This is a genomic window from Paracrocinitomix mangrovi (assembly GCF_019740355.2).
GTDB classification, from domain to species: Bacteria; Bacteroidota; Bacteroidia; order Flavobacteriales_D; family Crocinitomicaceae; genus Paracrocinitomix; species Paracrocinitomix mangrovi.
Genome location: NZ_CP091819.1, coordinates 2,188,195 through 2,210,290 on the forward strand (window position 1 = coordinate 2,188,195; position 22,096 = coordinate 2,210,290).

12 protein-coding genes and 1 pseudogene are annotated in these 22,096 nt (G+C 39.2%); 11 read left to right on the plus strand and 2 right to left on the minus strand.

Annotation, left to right across the window (positions count from 1 at the left end; translation table 11 throughout):
* The first annotated feature begins 190 nt into the window (after positions 1–190).
* Positions 191–3,481 (plus strand): DEAD/DEAH box helicase, encoded by a 3,291-nt coding sequence (locus K6119_RS10095; protein ID WP_221839083.1) that lies wholly within the window; start codon positions 191–193, stop codon positions 3,479–3,481.
* Here the strand turns inward: K6119_RS10095 and K6119_RS10100 are convergent, their stop codons facing one another.
* Together K6119_RS10100 and K6119_RS10105 are read right to left on the minus strand one after the other, a co-directional pair.
* Positions 3,482–5,047: a T9SS type A sorting domain-containing protein gene (locus tag K6119_RS10100; RefSeq protein WP_221839085.1), complete on the minus strand. Its 1,566-nt coding sequence runs from the start codon at positions 5,045–5,047 to the stop codon at positions 3,482–3,484.
* Positions 5,048–5,224: 177 nt separating this feature from the next.
* Positions 5,225–6,190: a hypothetical protein gene (locus K6119_RS10105; protein WP_221839087.1), complete on the minus strand. Its 966-nt coding sequence runs from the start codon at positions 6,188–6,190 to the stop codon at positions 5,225–5,227.
* A 95-nt stretch (positions 6,191–6,285) separates the two neighbouring features.
* Between K6119_RS10105 and lepA the strand changes: the two genes are divergently transcribed.
* The 10 genes and pseudogenes from lepA to K6119_RS10140 all read left to right on the plus strand — a co-directional run bounded on the left by lepA (position 6,286) and on the right by K6119_RS10140 (position 22,082).
* On the plus strand, positions 6,286–8,079 hold the full coding sequence (gene lepA / locus K6119_RS10110; protein ID WP_221839089.1) for a translation elongation factor 4: 1,794 nt from the start codon (positions 6,286–6,288) through the stop codon (positions 8,077–8,079).
* A 124-nt stretch (positions 8,080–8,203) separates the two neighbouring features.
* Positions 8,204–9,946, plus strand: coding sequence for an HYR domain-containing protein (locus K6119_RS10115; RefSeq protein WP_237827986.1), 1,743 nt, complete (start codon positions 8,204–8,206; stop codon positions 9,944–9,946).
* A gap of 77 nt (positions 9,947–10,023) precedes the next feature.
* Entirely contained in the window at positions 10,024–16,608 is a 6,585-nt protein-coding gene (locus tag K6119_RS10120; protein WP_237828165.1) for an HYR domain-containing protein, read from the plus strand.
* Positions 16,544–16,774 (plus strand): HYR domain-containing protein, encoded by a 231-nt coding sequence (locus tag K6119_RS19485; RefSeq protein WP_418889085.1) that lies wholly within the window; start codon positions 16,544–16,546, stop codon positions 16,772–16,774. The genes K6119_RS10120 and K6119_RS19485 overlap by 65 nt, the downstream gene beginning before the upstream one ends.
* On the plus strand, positions 16,749–17,075 hold the full coding sequence (locus K6119_RS19490) for an HYR domain-containing protein (RefSeq protein WP_418889086.1): 327 nt from the start codon (positions 16,749–16,751) through the stop codon (positions 17,073–17,075). Before K6119_RS19485 ends, K6119_RS19490 begins: the two co-directional genes overlap by 26 nt.
* Positions 17,076–17,125: 50 nt before the next feature.
* Complete coding sequence (locus tag K6119_RS10125) at positions 17,126–17,728, plus strand: HYR domain-containing protein (RefSeq protein WP_255715305.1); 603 nt, start codon at positions 17,126–17,128, stop codon at positions 17,726–17,728.
* On the plus strand, positions 17,662–17,856 hold the full coding sequence (locus tag K6119_RS19495; protein ID WP_418889087.1) for an HYR domain-containing protein: 195 nt from the start codon (positions 17,662–17,664) through the stop codon (positions 17,854–17,856). Before K6119_RS10125 ends, K6119_RS19495 begins: the two co-directional genes overlap by 67 nt.
* Positions 17,846–18,289 carry an HYR domain-containing protein gene (locus K6119_RS10130; RefSeq protein WP_237827987.1) on the plus strand — a complete coding sequence of 148 codons (444 nt, stop codon included), beginning with the start codon at positions 17,846–17,848 and terminating at the stop codon, positions 18,287–18,289. The genes K6119_RS19495 and K6119_RS10130 overlap by 11 nt, the downstream gene beginning before the upstream one ends.
* A gap of 14 nt (positions 18,290–18,303) precedes the next feature.
* A pseudogene (locus tag K6119_RS10135) lies at positions 18,304–19,329 on the plus strand (HYR domain-containing protein); the annotation flags it as partial.
* A gap of 173 nt (positions 19,330–19,502) precedes the next feature.
* Positions 19,503–22,082 carry an HYR domain-containing protein gene (locus K6119_RS10140; protein ID WP_418889088.1) on the plus strand — a complete coding sequence of 860 codons (2,580 nt, stop codon included), beginning with the start codon at positions 19,503–19,505 and terminating at the stop codon, positions 22,080–22,082.
* Positions 22,083–22,096 lie beyond the last annotated feature (14 nt).

A 22,096-nucleotide genomic window follows, 5' to 3' on the forward strand; every position in this document is an offset into this window, starting at 1 on the left:
TGAAGAATTAAAAATTTTACAAAGTAGATTGTATGATCTATCTGCCCGTAATCCCTTTATACATGTTAATCTGAATAAGCTTTGGTTCAAGGATCAAACATCTAATTCAGTACTTAGAAAAATCCATCAACAATCACTTTTTTTTAAAAGGGAATACGATCTTGAAACTTGTTTAGAAGTACATAGTTTTTTGAAATGGAAATCTCCACAAAAAGAGCAATTTTTCATTTCTCCATTATTATACAAACCTGCATCAATAGTTGCTGAAAGAAAGATAGAAACGACGTATCGAATAGATACAAATGAAGAAGATCCGTATTTCGTAAATCCTATTCTCATTCACAGTTTCAAACAGTTTTATGATATACAATTTCCTGATTATGTAGAAGATAAATCAGTAATACCTTCTATAATAAAGGAGCAGCTTTCAGTTGACAAACATGCTGTTGTTTTTAAGCCTGAAATTGATGATATAGAAGAATGGCAGTACATTGAATGCGAAGCAATTGGAAACTTTAATTACAAAAAAAGTTCCTTAGGGAAAGATTTTGAAATCATAAGTAAAAAACAAAACCCAACAGTTACTCAACTTTTAGAGGGGAATGAAATACAAATAGAACACAACAACAAGCTTTATCCGATCATTCCCTTAGATTTTTCACAACAAGCAGCAATTTTATCCGCCACTTCAAACAATCTTGTGATACAAGGACCACCGGGAACCGGTAAATCGCATACTATTGTTGGATTAATAGGACATTATTTATCACTGGGTAAAAAAGTTCTTTTTGTATCACAAAAAAAATCTGCCTTGGAGGTTGTTTACGACAGATTACAGTCACTTGGCCTGGACAGAATGACTGCCTTTTTAAACACAGAAAAAGATGAAAAAAAATCCTTTTTCTCTGATTTAAAAACTGATTGGGATAAACTAACCACACCTTCAGAAAACAAGCAAATCAACACTGTTCAACCAACATCTTCATTACTCCAATTTTACTTGAATCAATACCAAAAAGAAGAGGTAGAATTTGGAGGATCAATACATCAAAAAATCCTTTATCTTATTAATAGTGGATATAAGAAAGATGATCTAGGATTTATTGGAAGCTGCCCCAATTATAATGACTGGTTTAAACATAAATCATTCTTGGCAGAATTTGAACAAACCGTATGTTCCAATTCTAATATTCACAGCCTATCAGATGCAGGTTTTATAGTACTTAACAAAGCAGTTTTTTCTGAAAAAGATCCGATTGACAAGTTAGCTAAACGCCTAGATGAAATTCAACAAACTTTAGATCATCTGCAAGAAGTTAAACTCAAATTTCAATTGGATGTTGAAATTAAACCATTGACCCATTTAGCATTAGCTGCAAGTATTTTGAACATGGTCAATAAAACGCAATTAGACTTACTTAATAAAGATTCAAAATCGTATCAAAAATTTGCCAATGCAGCTAAAAAATACGTACTGCTTAAAAGTAAAGTTGAAAGAGCACAGAATGCCACTAAAAATTGGAAAACTAAACCAACTAAAGTGGAAATTACTGAATTGATAGACCTTATCAAACATCAGCATGCACCTAAGGGAATATTCGGAATCTTAAAAAGAAAAAACGAGCGCATTAGAAATGCCTTTTTGGCTTTTGATTCTAACTTATCTGATATCGCCAAACTTCAATTGTTAGAAGAATTGCGCAATGAGTATAATCTTCAAGCAGAATTTGAAGAGCATTGTATCAAGCTAAAACATGATTTTAATATCAATGAACCAGCTACTGAAATCAAGCAAATTTTATCCCTTCGCAGCAAATTGGATGAAATTTCTGAAAATGCCTATATCAGTATTTTGGAACATGAAGACAGCTTTAATTTAATTGAAGAGTTAAGTTCACTTCACCCAAAAATTCAGCATTTTCTACACTTGTATAAATTCATTGTAGAGGACAATATCAATTTAACTTTTGAAGTTGTTGAACAACTTATTAAGCAAATTAAAGGTGAACTCAATCAATTGAGAAATCTCAGCATTGAATTACAACGATACTTTATGCTCTCAGTTGAAGTAAGAAACTTTATTGCCGCAAACAATCTCACAATAGACAAACTATCAGCAATTGTAACACATCAAGCATTAATTCAACAAAAAAGATTCTACCCCATATTTGAAATGCTTAATGGAGATTCACTTGTCAAAGAAATTTCAAAATACAATGAGGATATAGCCGAAGTTTTTTCAAACAATATTGAAGCATTAAAAATCTCACAACAGCAAAAAATATTTGAAAAAGAAAAACTAATTGCAACACCTGCCTCTAAACTTAATGAGAATCAAAAAGAACGTAAAAAAATCTTAAAGGCGGAAAGAAAAATATTGATTCATGAAGCCTCTAAAAAACAAAGACATATTTCTTTAAAACAATTCACCACTGAATGTTGGGAATACATTAAAGACATTTATCCAATTTGGATGATGAATCCTTTAGCCGTATCGGAGAGGTTGAATTGTGAGAATGCTATTTTTGATGTGGTGATTTTTGACGAATCAAGTCAAATTCCACTTGAAGATGCGATACCCTCTGCTTATAGAGCAAAACAAGTAATTGTTGTTGGAGATGATAAACAAATGCCTCCAGGCTCATTTTTTACCTCTAACTCCTCTTCTGAAACACTTTTAACAAAGGCAGATGTGGCCTTTAAAAATGTGATGTTAAAATGGCACTATAGAAGTAATCATCCAGCACTGATAGATTTCTCTAACCGTTATTTTTACGATAATGAGTTATTAACCTTACCTCCTAATACAGAGGAAATACCCATAGAATTTATAAAGGTTGACGGGAAGTTTATTGACAGAAAAAATCAAGCAGAGGCTGATGGAATTGCAAGGTGGATTAACAATCATTCTTCAATAAAATACTCGGATATTGCTGTCGTTTCATTTTCAAGAGAACAACAACAATTAATTGAGAAAACCATAGCTAAAAAATGTAAAGGCAATGTAGAGGAATTACTGGTCAGAAACCTTGAAAATGTGCAAGGAATTGAGCGCGAAGTGGTGTTAATCTCTCTTGGTTATGCCAAAGATGAAGACGGAAATTTTCGATTGCATTTTGGTCCAATAAATCAGGAAAGTGGAGGCAACAGGTTAAATGTACTAATTACCCGTGCCAAAGATAAATTGGTGTTTTTCTCATCTGTAGATCCGGATGATTTTGGATTACCTGAAAACATTGGCGTAAGCTACTTAAAAGATTACCTTCAATATGCTCAAGAAGTTGCCTTAGGTGAAGCTACAAAAACATCATTCAATAATGCTATCAGTAAAGCCAAAGTGAATTATGAAAAGGGAGAGATTTCTTTGACAGACCCCTGCACATTAATAGAAGAATCTAAAGATTTAAGCACAATTATAAGTGTACTTTCAACTAAATTCAAAAAGGTCAAAATTGAACTTTCAGTCGAAAAATGGAGGTAACTATTTAACTACAAACTTTTGAGATTGTAGTCCTTGTTCAGTAGAGATATTTATGATGTAGTTTCCAGATTGAAGTGTTGAACAATCAACCGTAAACTGATCCTTATCGGCTACACCTTTTAAAACTAAACTTCCTTTAATGTCCAAAATTTCATAAAAATTACCCATTAAGGATTCTCCCGAAACATGGAGCGAAGTACTCACAACCGTTGGGAAAATTTGAAATTTATCATCCTGTATTTCATCTTGAATCAATACATCACAAATTTGATCAAAAACTGGTAGGGAGTTTAATGAAATTACAATAGTATCCACTACAGCTCCAGGATTATAATTCAGGATAGATTGTGTATGCGAAGTATCTGAAAAATCAAAATAATCATACGTATCAATCAACAAAGGTACTCCTGTAATACATGATAAATTTTGAATGTTGTCGGTTTTGATCATGAAACTCTCCTGATCATTAAAAATGTCTTCACCTTCCCATCCAATATATATAAACTCATTAGTGTCCAAAACAATCATATCAGTATATTCAGATATGATAATTTGATCACTGGTAGTAGCACCTTGAACTATGTTTCCGCTATAATCAAATCTCAACAACACATCTGATGTTTGAAAAGGCACGGTGGTATATATGGCGCAGGTAGTCAATAATCCATTTCCAGTGTCATAAATTTTAGAGAAACCAAAATCCTGTGCAGTTGGAAGAAATACTCTTTTTACCCATAAAATATCTCCATTTACAGGGTCTAGCTCAATAATTACATTAAAATTATTTCCGGATTCTTCTACATATCCACTTGCATAAACACTTCCGCTTGATGTCTGAACCAATGACTGTACATGACAGTATGATCCAATATTATAATACTCAATCCACTCCAAATTTCCACTCGCATCAAATGAAGTCAAAACAAAATCATTATAGGTTTTACCTGAAGTTAAAAACCTTCCATCTTGTAAAGGCAATACATCAAACCCTGGATTTTTCCCAGTCCCTAACTCATCATTAAAAATTGATTTCCCCCAAACCATGTCACCATTTGGTGTTAATTCGGCTAAAAAAACTTGATTATAAATAGACGCCAACATCAGAATATTTCCATCATCCAAAAGATGCATTCTACCTATTGAATATGAACTTGAAGGAACCTCCAGGGGAAATTGTTTGTGAAAAATAACATTTCCCGTTACGTCAACTTTTGTTAAAGTTGGAGTCATAAATAATGATAACCCATTTTTATACAATCCATGTAAATACAGATTACCACTGGCATCCTGAACCACATTAAAACTACAGCTGGCATCCGCATGTGGAATATCAAACACCTTGGACCACTCTACATAACCATATTGATTCATTTTAAGCAAGCCACTTCTAATATCCATCAACGCATTGTAATAATCAAATGCAATGGCATATCCTCCATCTGATGTCTGACAAACATCCCTAAACAAAAAACTGTATTGACTTTGCGGATTATAAGTAAAAGCTATTCCTTGACTTTTGGCAGAATTAAGAAAGCAAAAACTTAAAAAAACAATCAGGTATTTCATCTAAAAAGTTCCGGGTTAATTGCAAATATATACGAAACCACCATTGATAGGGTTGACTAAAGAGCATAAAAAAAGCCACACTTCCCAGTGTGGCTAACCCAAAATCCATGAATCAATTAGTCTAATTCAATTGAAGTAATGAAAATTCCGTGCCAAACTTTTTCAAAAGTTTAAAAACTACCCATAAGAGCAGTCTCCACTTTCACAATTGAATTGAATATAATCTTCTGTTTCTCCTTCTAATTTAGCCCTTGCATCTCTAATCTTTGTTTTTTCTTCTTCATTAAAAAAGTCCATTTCTAAAATCTCATCATACTCTTTTAAAACCATCTCTTTAGATTTCATGTATGATCCAACATGACTCAATTCTTCGAGCATATGATCTTTGATGTATTTCATTTTTACCGAAAAGAGATTCAATTTACTTTCCAATTCTTGGTGTTTCTTTATGTACTTTTTAAGCGTACCGTCTCCAATTTTACTTGATCCACCATAATCCCATGTTTGCACATACCAAACCGGCCATTCAAATGATCCTGAAGTCCAATTAGGACCATATATTTCTGTAGCATATTCAAGAAACAACTCATCATCATTTCCTTCTGTTAATTTTGCCTTTTCAAGCAGTTTTTCCTGATCATATGTAAAATCTATCTCGGTACATTCAGCAACACAAGTAAAAACAATTGGACCCATTTTCCCCGTCATATCAAAGAACTCATTATCCAAAATATTAACTGGATCATAAAATCCGTATTCATTCTCGTTGTCCTTTTTTAATTTCTTCATGTATTCAGTTTGAGGATTGTAATATGCATCAAACAAATCCTTGAATAAGTCTTTACCTTGATCATAACATTTCTCAAATTCTTTAGCTGTCTGCAACGATTCATATGTTGACATATAGTTATCTATTTTGGCTATCAACTTTTCTCCAAAATATTTACTAAACAATTCATTATTACTGTCAATTACATTTGAATCAATTAACTCATCAACAGATAAATCTGATGTATCTGGATCAGATTCTGAAGTTAAGTTTGAATTTTGGTGATCATCTTTGTTAGAAGCATCTTCATTTGATCCACATGAAATGAATATCATTGCTACTGATAGACAATATATTACAATCGATTTGCGCATAAATATTTGATTTGATTTCGAAGTTAGCAAAATCTTAAATAAATATTCCGTTAACACTTGCACTATCAGGTAAAAAAACACTTATTTTTGCAAGCATGAATAACATACGGAACTTCTGTATTATAGCCCACATTGATCACGGGAAAAGCACCTTGGCAGACAGGTTGCTACAGACAACAAATACTATTTCTGAAAGGGAAATGAAAAACCAGGCTCTTGATGACATGGACCTGGAAAGAGAGAGAGGAATTACAATTAAATCCCACGCCGTTCAAATGGACTACATGTTTGAAGGTCAGAAATATGTATTGAACTTAATTGACACTCCCGGTCACGTTGACTTTTCATACGAAGTATCCAGATCTATTGCTGCTTGTGAAGGCGCTTTACTTATAGTAGATGCCGCTCAAGGAATTGAAGCCCAAACTATATCAAATTTATATTTGGCTCTTGAAAATGACCTGGAAATTATTCCGGTTTTAAATAAAATGGATTTGCCTGGTGCTGAACCTGAAGCCGTAACTGATCAAATTGTAGATTTAATCGGCTGCAGTGCTGATGACGTAATTCCTGCTAGTGGAAAAACAGGTTTGGGAGTAGATCAAATTTTAGAAGCAATTGTAAATCGTATTCCACCTCCAAAAGGTGATAAAGACAAACCATTGCGCGCTATGATTTTCGATTCAGTTTTCAATCCTTTTAGAGGAATCATTGCATATTTCAGAGTTTTTGATGGAGAAATAAATAAAGGAGACGAAGTACAATTTGTTGCTACTGGCAAAAAATATGAAGCGGATGAAATTGGTATCCTACGTATGAGTATGGAACCAAGAAATAAAGTTGGAACAGGAGATGTTGGATATATAATTTCAGGTATTAAAAAAGCAAATGAGGTTAAAGTAGGTGATACTATTACGCAAGTTTCAAATCCTTGTCAAAATGCAATTCAGGGTTTTGAGGATGTTAAACCTATGGTATTTGCAGGTATCTATCCAGTAGATACAGATGAGTATGAAGAGTTGAGAGCTTCAATGGAAAAACTTCAACTCAATGATGCATCCCTAACATTTGAACCAGAGAGCTCTGCAGCTTTAGGATTTGGTTTTAGATGTGGATTCCTTGGAATGCTTCACATGGAAATTATTCAAGAACGTTTGGAAAGAGAATTTGACATGACAGTTATTACAACTGTACCAAACGTATCTTATAAGGCTTACATGAAAAAAGGTGGAGATCCTTTGGTTGTTAACAATCCATCTGAATTACCTGATCCATCTGTAATGGACTATGTTGAAGAACCTTACATTAAAGCTCAGGTTATCACCAAGTCAGATTATGTTGGAGCAATCATGACGCTTTGCATTGAGAAAAGAGGTGAACTAAAAAATCAAGTGTATCTAACTCAAAATCGTGTTGAAATAACATTTGAAATGCCTATGGGTGAGATTGTATTTGATTTTTATGATAAACTGAAAACAATCTCTAAAGGATATGCGTCATTTGATTATTATCCAATAGGATATAAAAAATCTGACCTTATCAAATTAGATATATTATTGAATGGTGATCAGGTTGATGCACTTTCTGCTCTTGTACATAGAAGCAATGCTTTTGATTTGGGAAAAAAGATTTGTCTAAAACTTAAAGAATTAATTCCTCGTCAACAGTTTGAAATTCCTATTCAAGCTGCGATAGGTGCCAAAATTGTAGCCAGAGAGACAATTAAAGCTTTAAGAAAGGATGTTACCGCTAAATGTTATGGTGGTGACATTACCCGTAAGAGAAAACTTCTTGAAAAACAGAAAAAAGGGAAGAAAAGAATGCGTCAAGTTGGAAATGTTGAAGTTCCGCAAGAAGCATTTTTAGCAGTTCTTAAACTAGATAGTTAGGTTTTTTCTGTTAGAGATTTAACAAATAGCTAATTTCAAGCGTTTTAGGCATCCAAAATAATTTTTATTCGTCCTAAAATTACTATCTTGCTTCCACTTTGGGTGAGATGGTAAAATCTCTTTGATGCAAAAATTTGTTAAACTTACTCTGCTGCGCACTTTGTGGTGTGTTGGCCTGTTAATGGTGACTCATGCCGTAACAGCCCAGATAACGGTTGAATTCAGAATTCTATCCGTCAGTTCAGACGTGGGTGATATGGATCCAGTAGGTAACAGTGATCCTACTTGGTTATATCAAATTGCAGATATTCCAAATACAACTACTCAAAACTCATCAACTGTTCAAACCAATGTCAATTGTCCGGGAACAGTAGCAGTTAGCAATGTGTTTTTCTCACAAACATATAATTGTGATGCCCCAACTTCTTTCGATTTTACATGGCAAGGTTATGAAGCTGATGGAGCCGGACCACATGAAGCGGACACCGGACCTCAAACTATAAATATTCCTATTGGATCTCTAACCTTTCCGCAAGCCGCATTTACTTCTGTTGGTACATACAACGCAACTGCTGCTGGTATTGTAGGATGCCCTGGAGTAGCTGGAAATGTTACTTGGGAAGTTGTTCTTGAATACAGAACTGTAGGAACTTTGCCTCCAGACCAAACAGCTCCAACTATTACTTGTCCGGCTAATCAAAATGTTGATCTTAATGCTACTTGTCAATATTCAATAATAGATTTTACAGGTCTTGCAACCACATCAGATTTATGTAATCCAGTAACTGTAACTCAAGATGTAGCAGTTGGAACCAACATTACAACAACAACTACTATTACTTTAACAGCTACTGACCCAACTGGTAATTCAAACACTTGTACTTTTGATGTTATCCCTGCAGATAATACAGACCCAACCATTACTTGTTCTGGTAATATTTCTGTTAATACAGATCCTGGATTATGCAATGCCACAGTCATTGTTCCGGTTCCAGCTACGGCCGATAACTGCGGAGTAGCTTCTGTTTTAAATGACTACAACGGTACGGCTTCGGCTAATGATACTTATCCTGTGGGTACTACTACTATTACCTGGACGGTAACTGATGTTAATGGTAATACCAATACTTGTACGCAGGATGTAACAGTTACTGATAATGAAGCACCTACTATTACTTGTGCAGCTGATGTAACGGTATCTAATGATGCTACTTCTTGTGATGCGGCGGTTGTGGTGCCTGCTCCTACTGCTACAGCTGATAACTGCGCAGTGGCTACGGTAATTAATGACTACAACGGTACGGCTTCTGCTAATGATACTTATCCTGTGGGGACTACTACTGTGACCTGGACAGTGACTGATGTTAATGGTAATACCAATACTTGTACACAGGATGTGATTGTAAATGATACTGAAGCGCCTACTATTACTTGTGCGGCTAATGTAACTGTGTCTAATGATATTGGATCTTGTGATGCTGCTGTTATAGTTCCGGTTCCTACAGCTACAGCTGATAACTGTGGGGTAGCTACTGTTTTAAATGATTACAATGGTACGGCTTCGGCTAATGACACTTATCCTGTTGGGACTACTACTGTGACCTGGGAGGTAACTGATCTTTCTGGTAATACACAGTTCTGTACACAAGATGTGATTGTAAATGATACTGAAGCACCTACTATCACTTGTGCTGCTAACGTTGCTGTGAACAATGATCCTGGATCTTGTGATGCGGCGGTTGTAGTACCTGCTCCTACTGCTACAGCTGATAACTGCGCGGTGGCTACGGTAATCAATGACTACAACGGTACGGCTTCGGCTAATGATACTTATCCTGTGGGAACTACTACTATTACTGGACAGTAACTGATGTTACAGTAACTGATGTTAATGGTAATACTTGTACGCAGGATGTAACAGTTACTGATAATGAAGCACCTACTATTACTTGTGCAGCTGATGTAACGGTATCTAATGATGCTGCTTCTTGTGATGCGGCGGTTGTGGTGCCTGCTCCTACTGCTACGGCTGATAACTGCGTAGTGGCTACGGTAATCAATGACTACAACGGTACGGCTTCGGCTAATGATACTTATCCTGTGGGAACTACTACTATTACCTGGACTGTAACTGATGTTAATGGTAATACTAATACTTGTACACAGGATGTGATTGTAAATGATACTGAAGCGCCTACTATCACTTGTGCGGCTAATGTAACTGTGTCTAATGATATTGGATCTTGTGATGCGGCTGTTGTAGTTCCGGTTCCTACAGCTACAGCTGATAACTGTGGGGTAGCTACTGTTTTAAATGATTACAATGGTACGGCTTCGGCTAATGACACTTATCCTGTTGGGACTACTACTGTGACCTGGGAGGTAACTGATCTTTCTGGTAATACACAGTTCTGTACACAAGATGTGATTGTAAATGATACTGAAGCACCTACTATCACTTGTGCTGCTAACGTTGCTGTGAACAATGATCCTGGATCTTGTGATGCGGCGGTTGTAGTACCTGCTCCTACTGCTACAGCTGATAACTGCGCGGTGGCTACGGTAATCAATGACTACAACGGTACGGCTTCTGCTAATGATACTTATCCTGTGGGAACTACTACTATTACCTGGACAGTAACTGATGTTAATGGTAATACCAATACTTGTACACAGGATGTAACAGTTACTGATAATGAAGCGCCTACTATTACTTGTGCGGCTAACGTAACGGTATCTAATGATGCTACTTCTTGTGATGCGGCGGTTGTGGTGCCTGCTCCTACTGCTACAGCTGATAACTGCGTAGTGGCTACGGTAATCAATGACTACAACGGTACGGCTTCGGCTAATGATACTTATCCTGTGGGAACTACTACTATTACCTGGACTGTAACTGATGTTAATGGTAATACTAATACTTGTACACAGGATGTGATTGTAAATGATACTGAAGCGCCTACTATCACTTGTGCGGCTAATGTAACTGTGTCTAATGATATTGGATCTTGTGATGCGGCGGTTGTAGTTCCGGTTCCTACAGCTACAGCTGATAACTGTGGGGTAGCTACTGTTTTAAATGATTACAATGGTACGGCTTCGGCTAATGACACTTATCCTGTTGGGACTACTACTGTGACCTGGGAGGTAACTGATCTTTCTGGTAATACACAGTTCTGTACACAAGATGTGATTGTAAATGATACTGAAGCACCTACTATCACTTGTGCTGCTAACGTTGCTGTGAACAATGATCCTGGATCTTGTGATGCGGCGGTTGTAGTACCTGCTCCTACTGCTACAGCTGATAACTGCGCGGTGGCTACGGTAATCAATGACTACAACGGTACGGCTTCTGCTAATGATACTTATCCTGTGGGAACTACTACTATTACCTGGACAGTAACTGATGTTAATGGTAATACCAATACTTGTACACAGGATGTAACAGTTACTGATAATGAAGCGCCTACTATTACTTGTGCGGCTAACGTAACGGTATCTAATGATGCTACTTCTTGTGATGCGGCGGTTGTGGTGCCTGCTCCTACTGCTACAGCTGATAACTGTGGGGTAGCTACTGTTTTAAATGATTACAATGGTACGGCTTCGGCTAATGACACTTATCCTGTTGGGACTACTACTGTGACCTGGGAGGTAACTGATCTTTCTGGTAATACACAGTTCTGTACACAAGATGTGATTGTAAATGATACTGAAGCACCTACTATCACTTGTGCTGCTAACGTTGCTGTGAACAATGATCCTGGATCTTGTGATGCGGCGGTTGTAGTACCTGCTCCTACTGCTACAGCTGATAACTGCGCGGTGGCTACGGTAATCAATGACTACAACGGTACGGCTTCGGCTAATGATACTTATCCTGTGGGAACTACTACTATTACCTGGACAGTAACTGATGTTAATGGTAATACCAATACTTGTACGCAGGATGTAACAGTTACTGATAATGAAGCACCTACTATTACTTGTGCAGCTGATGTAACGGTATCTAATGATGCTGCTTCTTGTGATGCGGCGGTTGTGGTGCCTGCTCCTACTGCTACGGCTGATAACTGCGTAGTGGCTACGGTAATCAATGACTACAACGGTACGGCTTCGGCTAATGATACTTATCCTGTGGGAACTACTACTATTACCTGGACTGTAACTGATGTTAATGGTAATACTAATACTTGTACACAGGATGTGATTGTAAATGATACTGAAGCGCCTACTATCACTTGTGCGGCTAATGTAACTGTGTCTAATGATATTGGATCTTGTGATGCGGCTGTTGTAGTTCCGGTTCCTACAGCTACAGCTGATAACTGTGGGGTAGCTACTGTTTTAAATGATTACAATGGTACGGCTTCGGCTAATGACACTTATCCTGTTGGGACTACTACTGTGACCTGGGAGGTAACTGATCTTTCTGGTAATACACAGTTCTGTACACAAGATGTGATTGTAAATGATACTGAAGCACCTACTATCACTTGTGCTGCTAACGTTGCTGTGAACAATGATCCTGGATCTTGTGATGCGGCGGTTGTAGTACCTGCTCCTACTGCTACAGCTGATAACTGCGCGGTGGCTACGGTAATCAATGACTACAATGGTACGGCTTCGGCTAATGATACTTATCCTGTTGGGACTACTACTGTGACCTGGGAGGTAACTGATCTTTCTGGTAATACACAGTTCTGTACACAGGATGTGATTGTAAATGATACTGAAGCACCTACTATCACTTGTGCTGCTAACGTAGCTGTGAACAATGATCCTGGATCTTGTGATGCGGCGGTTGTGGTACCTGCTCCTACTGCTACAGCTGATAACTGTGCGGTGGCTACGGTAATCAATGACTACAACGGTACGGCTTCGGCTAATGATACTTATCCTGTTGGAACTACTACTATTACCTGGACAGTAACTGATGTTAATGGTAATACCAATACTTGTACACAGGATGTAACAGTTACTGATAATGAAGCGCCTACTATTACTTGTGCGGCTAACGTGACGGTATCTAATGATGCTGCTTCTTGTGATGCGGCGGTTGTGGTGCCTGCTCCTACTGCTACGGCTGATAACTGTGCGGTGGCTACGGTAATTAATGACTACAACGGTACGGCTTCTGCTAATGATACTTATCCTGTGGGGACTACTACTGTGACCTGGACAGTGACAGATGTTAATGGTAACACTAATACTTGTACACAGGATGTAATTGTAAATGATACTGAAGCGCCTACTATCACTTGTGCGGCTAATGTAACTGTGTCTAATGATATTGGATCTTGTGATGCTGCTGTTGTAGTTCCGGTTCCTACTGCTACGGCTGATAACTGTGGGGTAGCTTCTGTTTTAAATGATTACAATGGTACGGCTTCTGCTAATGATACTTATCCTGTGGGTACTACTACTGTGACCTGGGAGGTAACTGATCTTTCTGGTAATACGCAGTTCTGTACACAAGATGTGATTGTAAATGATACTGAAGCACCTACTATCACTTGTGCTGCTAACGTTGCTGTGAACAATGATCCTGGATCTTGTGATGCGGCGGTTGTGGTACCTGCTCCTACTGCTACAGCTGATAACTGCGCGGTGGCTACGGTAATCAATGACTACAACGGTACGGCTTCGGCTAATGATACTTATCCTGTGGGGACTACTACTGTGACCTGGACAGTGACGGATGTTAATGGTAATACCAATACTTGTACACAGGATGTAACAGTAACTGATAATGAAGCACCTACTATTACTTGTGCGGCTGATGTAACGGTATCTAATGATGCTACTTCTTGTGATGCGGCGGTTGTGGTGCCTGCTCCTACTGCTACAGCTGATAACTGTGCGGTGGCTACGGTAATTAATGACTATAACGGTACGGCTTCGGCTAATGATACTTATCCTGTGGGGACTACTACTGTGACCTGGACAGTGACAGATGTTAATGGTAATACTAATACTTGTACACAGGATGTGATTGTAAATGATACTGAAGCGCCTACTATTACTTGTGCGGCTAATGTAACTGTGTCTAATGATATTGGATCTTGTGATGCTGCTGTTGTAGTTCCGGTTCCTACAGCTACGGCTGATAACTGTGGGGTAGCTTCTGTTTTAAATGATTACAATGGTACGGCTTCTGCTAATGATACTTATCCTGTGGGTACTACTACTGTGACCTGGGAGGTAACTGATCTTTCTGGTAATACACAGTTCTGTACACAGGATGTGATTGTAAATGATACTGAAGCACCTACTATCACTTGTGCTGCTAACGTAGCTGTGAACAATGATCCTGGATCTTGTGATGCGGCGGTTGTGGTACCTGCTCCTACTGCTACAGCTGATAACTGCGCGGTGGCTACGGTAATCAATGACTACAACGGTACGGCTTCTGCTAATGATACTTATCCTGTGGGGACTACTACTGTGACCTGGACGGTAACGGATGTTAATGGTAATACCAATACTTGTACACAGGATGTGATTGTAAATGATACTGAAGCGCCTACTATTACTTGTGCGGCTAATGTAACTGTGTCTAATGATATTGGATCTTGTGATGCGGCTGTTGTAGTTCCGGTTCCTACAGCTACAGCTGATAACTGTGCGGTGGCTACGGTAATTAATGACTACAACGGTACGGCTTCTGCTAATGATACTTATCCTGTGGGGACTACTACTGTGACCTGGACAGTGACGGATGTTAATGGTAATACCAATACTTGTACACAGGATGTGATTGTAAATGATACTGAAGCGCCTACTATTACTTGTGCGGCTAATGTAACTGTGTCTAATGATATTGGATCTTGTGATGCGGCTGTTGTAGTTCCGGTTCCTACAGCTACAGCTGATAACTGTGGGGTAGCTACTGTTTTAAATGATTACAATGGTACGGCTTCGGCTAATGATACTTATCCTGTTGGTACGACTACTGTGACCTGGGAGGTAACGGATCTTTCTGGTAATACACAGTTCTGTACACAAGATGTGATTGTAAATGATACTGAAGCACCTACTATCACTTGTGCTGCTAACGTTGCTGTGAACAATGATCCTGGATCTTGTGATGCGGCGGTTGTGGTACCTGCTCCTACTGCTACAGCTGATAACTGCGCGGTGGCTACGGTAATCAATGACTACAACGGTACGGCTTCTGCCAATGATACTTATCCTGTTGGAACTACTACTATTACCTGGACAGTAACTGATGTTAATGGTAATACCAATACTTGTACACAGGATGTAACAGTTACTGATAATGAAGCGCCTACTATTACTTGTGCGGCTAACGTGACGGTATCTAATGATGCTGCTTCTTGTGATGCGGCGGTTGTGGTGCCTGCTCCTACTGCTACAGCTGATAACTGTGCGGTGGCTACGGTAATTAATGACTATAACGGTACGGCTTCTGCTAATGATACTTATCCTGTGGGGACTACTACTGTGACCTGGACAGTGACAGATGTTAATGGTAATACCAATACTTGTACACAGGATGTAACAGTTACAGATAATGAAGCACCTACTATTGCATGTCCTGCAAATATTACTGTTAATACTGATCCGGGATTATGTGGTGCTACTGTTACTTACACTACTCCGGTTGGGGCTGATAACTGTCCGGGGGCTATTACTTCCATGACGGCTGGTCAGGCTTCTGGTACTGTTTTCCCAGTAGGTACTACTACTGTTACTTATCAAGTTGTAGATGTTTCGGGTAATAATACTTCTTGCTCTTTTGATGTTACTGTTAATGATAATGAAGCTCCTTCTATTAATACTTGCCCTGTCAATGTTAATATCAATAATGATCCAGGAGTATGTACTGCAACACTTGATCCTGCTGATCCTGTTGTTTCTGACAACTGCGCAATAACACTAATTACATGGTCATTAACTGGAGCTACTACTGGAACATCTCCGGGTACTGGTTTAAATTTATTGGGAAGTACAACTTTTAATAATGGAACAACTACTATTACTTACAACATTGAAGATGCTGCTGGAAACACTTCAGTATGTACTTTTGATATAATTGTATCCGACAATGAAAACCCTACTATTTCTTGTCCTGCTAATATTACTGTAAACTCTGATCCTGGAGTTTGTGGTGCTACTGTTACTTATACTGCTCCGGTTGGAGCCGATAACTGTCCTGGCTCTGTTACGGCTATGACTGCTGGTCAGGCTTCGGGTACTATTTTCCCTATCGGTACTACTACTGTTACTTATCAGGTTACGGATGCTTCTGGGAACACGGCTCAATGCTCATTTGATGTTACTGTTAATGATAATGAAGCTCCTACTATTTCTTGTCCAGCGGATATCAACGTTAACAATGATCTTGGTTCTTGTGGGGCTATTGTTACTTATACTATTCCGGTTGGAGCGGATAACTGTCCTGGCTCTGCTACAGCTATGACTGCTGGACAGGCGTCTGGTACTTTATTCCTATTGGACTACTTACACTGTTACTTATCAGGTTACGGATGCTTCGGGTAACACTGCTTCTTGTTCGTTCAATGTTACTGTTACTGACAATGAAGCACCAACTATTGCATGTCCTGCAAATATTACTGTTAATACTGATCCGGGATTATGTGGTGCTACTGTTACATTACACTACTCGGTTGGGGCTGTAACTGTCCGGGGGCTATTACTTCTATGACGGCTGGTCAGGCTTCGGGTACTGTTTTCCCTGTGGGTATACTACTGTTACTTATCAAGTTGTAGATGCTTCGGGTAATACTACTTCTTGCTCGTTTGATGTACTGTTAATGATAATGAACTACGGTTATTTCTTGTCCACCATAACATTACTCAAAATAATGATCCTGGAGTGTGTGGTAGAACTATTTCTTATGCTGTTCCGGTTGGAACTGACAATGTCCTTCTCCGATTACTACTTTAATTGCTGGTCAGGCTTCTGGTACTTTATTTCCCTATTGGTACTACTCTGTTACTTATGAAGTTGTAGGATGCTTCCGGGAACACTGCTCAATGCTCATTTGATGTTACTATTAATGACAATGAAAACCCTACGATCTCTTGTCCGGCTAATATTACTGTAAACTCTGATCCTGGAGTTTGTGGTGCCACTGTTACTTATACTGCTCCGGTTGGAGCCGATAACTGTCCTGGCTCTGTTACGGCTATGACTGCTGGTCAGGCTTCGGGTACTATTTTCCCTATCGGTACTACTACTGTTACTTATCAGGTTACTGATGCTTCTGGGAACACGGCTCAATGCTCATTTGATGTTACTGTTAATGATAATGAAGCTCCTACTATTTCTTGTCCAGCGGATATCAACGTTAACAATGATCTTGGTTCTTGTGGGGCTATTGTTACTTATACTATTCCGGTTGGAGCTGATAACTGTCCTGGCTCCTGCTACAGCTATGACTGCTGGACAGGCGTCTGGTACTTTTATTCCCTATTGGAACTAACTACTGTTACTTATCAGGTTACGGATGCTTCGGGTACACTGCTTCTTGTTCGTTCAATGTTACTGTTACTGACAATGAAGCACCAACTATTGCATGTCCTGCAAATATTACTGTTAATACTGATCCGGGATTATGTGGTGCTACTGTTACTTACACTACTCCGGTTGGGCTGATAACTGTCCGGGGGCTATTACTTCTAATGACGGCTGGTCAGGCTTCGGGTACTGTTTTCCCTGTGGGTACTACTACTGTTACTTATCAAGTTGTAGATGTTCGGGTAATACTACTTCTTGCTCTTTGATGTTACTGTTAATGATAATGAACTACCGGTTATTTCTTGTCCACCTAACATTACTCAAAATAATGATCCTGGAGTGTGTGGTAGAACTATTTCTTATGCTGTTCCGGTTGGAACTGACAACTGTCCTTCTCCGATTACTACTTTAATTGCTGGTCAGGCTTCTGGTACTTTATTCCCTATTGGTACTACTACTGTTACTTATGAAGTTGTAGATGCTTCCGGGAACACTGCTCAATGCTCATTTGATGTTACTATTAATGACAATGAAAACCCTACGATCTCTTGTCCGGCTAATATTACTGTAAACTCTGATCCTGGAGTTTGTGGTGCCACTGTTACTTATACTGCTCCGGTTGGAGCCGATAACTGTCCTGGCTCTGTTACGGCTATGACTGCTGGTCAGGCTTCGGGTACTATTTTTCCCTATCGGTAATACTACTGTTACTTATTCAGGTTACTGATGCTTCTGGGAACACGGCTCAATGCTCATTTGATGTTACTGTTAATGATAATGAAGCTCCTACTATTTCTTGTCCAGCGGATATCAACGTTAACAATGATCTTGGTTCTTGTGGGGCTATTGTTACTTACACTATTCCGGTTGGGGCTGATAACTGTCCGGGTTCTGTCACGGCTATGACTGCTGGACAGGCGTCTGGTACTTTATTCCCTATTGGTACTACTACTGTTACTTATCAGGTTACGGATGCTTCGGGTAACACTGCTTCTTGTTCGTTCAATGTTACTGTTACTGACAATGAAGCACCAACTATTGCATGTCCTGCAAATATTACTGTTAATACTGATCCGGGATTATGTGGTGCTACTGTTACTTACACTACTCCGGTTGGGGCTGATAACTGTCCGGGGGCTATTACTTCTATGACGGCTGGTCAGGCTTCGGGTACTGTTTTCCCTGTGGGTATATTACTGTTACTTATCAAGTTTGTAGATGCTTCGGGTAATACTATTCTTGCTTTTGATGTTACTGTTAATGATAATGAACTACCGGTTATTTCTTGTCCACCTAACATTACTCAAAATAATGATCCTGGAGTGTGTGGTAGAACTATTTCTTATGCTGTTCCGGTTGGAACTGACAACTGTCCTTCTCCGATTACTACTTTAATTGCTGGTCAGGCTTCTGGTACTTTATTCCCTATTGGTACTACTACTGTTACTTATGAAGTTGTAGATGCTTCCGGGAACACTGCTCAATGCTCATTTGATGTTACTATTAATGACAATGAGAACCCTACGATCTCTTGTCCTGCTAATATTACTGTAAACTCTGATCCTGGAGTTTGTGGTGCTACTGTTACTTATACTGCTCCGGTTGGAGCCGATAACTGTCCTGGCTCTGTTACGGCTATGACTGCTGGTCAGGCTTCGGGTACTATTTTCCCTATCGGTACTACTACTGTTACTTATCAGGTTACTGATGCTTCTGGGAACACGGCTCAATGCTCATTTGATGTTACTGTTAATGATAATGAAGCTCCTACTATTTCTTGTCCAGCGGATATTAACGTTAACAATGATCTTGGTTCTTGTGGGGCTATTGTTACTTACACTATTCCGGTTGGGGCTGATAACTGTCCGGGTTCTGTCACGGCTATGACTGCTGGACAGCGTCTTGGTACTTTATTTCCCTATTTGGTACTACTACTGTTACTTATCAGGTTACGGATGCTTCGGGTAACACTGCTTCTTGTTCGTTCAATGTTACTGTTACTGACAATGAAGCACCAACTATTGCATGTCCTGCAAATATTACTGTTAATACTGATCCGGGATTATGTGGTGCTACTGTTACTTACACTACTCCGGTTGGGGCTGATAACTGTCCGGGGGCTATTACTTCTATGACGGCTGGTCAGGCTTCGGGTACTGTTTTCCCTGTGGGTACTACTACTGTTACTTATCAAGTTGTAGATGCTTCGGGTAATACTACTTCTTGCTCTTTTGATGTTACTGTTAATGATAATGAACTACCGGTTATTTCTTGTCCACCTAACATTACTCAAAATAATGATCCTGGAGTGTGTGGTAGAACTATTTCTTATGCTGTTCCGGTTGGAACTGACAACTGTCCTTCTCCGATTACTACTTTAATTGCTGGTCAGGCTTCTGGTACTTTATTCCCTATTGGTACTACTACTGTTACTTATGAAGTTGTAGATGCTTCCGGGAACACTGCTCAATGCTCATTTGATGTTACTATTAATGACAATGAAAACCCTACGATCTCTTGTCCGGCTAATATTACTGTAAACTCTGATCCTGGAGTTTGTGGTGCCACTGTTACTTATACTGCTCCGGTTGGAGCCGATAACTGTCCTGGCTCTGTTACGGCTATGACTGCTGGTCAGGCTTCGGGTACTATTTTCCCTATCGGTACTACTACTGTTACTTATCAGGTTACTGATGCTTCTGGGAACACGGCTCAATGCTCATTTGATGTTACTGTTAATGATAATGAAGCTCCTACTATTTCTTGTCCAGCGGATATCAACGTTAACAATGATCTTGGTTCTTGTGGGGCTATTGTTTTTACTATTCCGGTTGGAGCGGATAACTGTCCTGGCTCTGCTACAGCTATGACTGCTGGACAGGCGTCTGGTACTTTATTCCCTATTGGAACTACTACTGTTACTTATCAGGTTACGGATGCTTCGGGTAACACTGCTTCTTGTTCGTTCAATGTTACTGTTACTGACAATGAAGCACCAACTATTGCATGTCCTGCAAATATTACTGTTAATACTGATCCGGGATTATGTGGTGCTACTGTTACTTACACTACTCCGGTTGGGGCTGATAACTGTCCGGGGGCTATTACTTCTATGACGGCTGGTCAGGCTTCGGGTACTGTTTTCCCTGTGGGTACTACTACTGTTACTTATCAAGTTGTAGATGCTTCGGGTAATACTACTTCTTGCTCTTTTGATGTTACTGTTAATGATAATGAACTACCGGTTATTTCTTGTCCACCTAACATTACTCAAAATAATGATCCTGGAGTGTGTGGTAGAACTATTTCTTATGCTGTTCCGGTTGGAACTGACAACTGTCCTTCTCCGATTACTACTTTAATTGCTGGTCAGGCTTCTGGTACTTTATTCCCTATTGGTACTACTACTGTTACTTATGAAGTTGTAGATGCTTCCGGGAACACTGCTCAATGCTCATTTGATGTTACTATTAATGACAATGAAAACCCTACGATCTCTTGTCCGGCTAATATTACTGTAAACTCTGATCCTGGAGTTTGTGGTGCCACTGTTACTTATACTGCTCCGGTTGGAGCCGATAACTGTCCTGGCTCTGTTACGGCTATGACTGCTGGTCAGGCTTCGGGTACTATTTTCCCTATCGGTACTACTACTGTTACTTATCAGGTTACTGATGCTTCTGGGAACACGGCTCAATGCTCATTTGATGTTACTGTTAATGATAATGAAGCTCCTACTATTTCTTGTCCAGCGGATATCAACGTTAACAATGATCTTGGTTCTTGTGGGGCTATTGTTACTTATACTATTCCGGTTGGAGCGGATAACTGTCCTGGCTCTGCTACAGCTATGACTGCTGGACAGGCGTCTGGTACTTTATTCCCTATTGGAACTACTACTGTTACTTATCAGGTTACGGATGCTTCGGGTAACACTGCTTCTTGTTCGTTCAATGTTACTGTTACTGACAATGAAGCACCAACTATTGCATGTCCTGCAAATATTACTGTTAATACTGATCCGGGATTATGTGGTGCTACTGTTACTTACACTACTCCGGTTGGGGCTGATAACTGTCCGGGGGCTATTACTTCTATGACGGCTGGTCAGGCTTCGGGTACTGTTTTCCCTGTGGGTACTACTACTGTTACTTATCAAGTTGTAGATGCTTCGGGTAATACTACTTCTTGCTCTTTTGATGTTACTGTTAATGATAATGAACTACCGGTTATTTCTTGTCCACCTAACATTACTCAAAATAATGATCCTGGAGTGTGTGGTAGAACTATTTCTTATGCTGTTCCGGTTGGAACTGACAACTGTCCTTCTCCGATTACTACTTTAATTGCTGGTCAGGCTTCTGGTACTTTATTCCCTATTGGTACTACTACTGTTACTTATGAAGTTGTAGATGCTTCCGGGAACACTGCTCAATGCTCATTTGATGTTACTATTAATGACAATGAAAACCCTACGATCTTGTCCGGCTAATATTACTGTAATAC

What these genes read in the sequence shown, in the direction of transcription:
- K6119_RS10100 (WP_221839085.1), bottom strand. Translation starts at nt 5,047, where the DNA reads ATGAAATACCTGATTGTTTTTTTAAGTTTTTGCTTTCTTAATTCTGCC.
- K6119_RS10105 (WP_221839087.1), bottom strand. Translation starts at nt 6,190, where the DNA reads ATGCGCAAATCGATTGTAATATATTGTCTATCAGTAGCAATGATATTC.
- lepA (WP_221839089.1), top strand. Translation starts at nt 6,286, where the DNA reads ATGAATAACATACGGAACTTCTGTATTATAGCCCACATTGATCACGGG.
- K6119_RS10115 (WP_237827986.1), top strand. Translation starts at nt 8,204, where the DNA reads ATGCAAAAATTTGTTAAACTTACTCTGCTGCGCACTTTGTGGTGTGTT.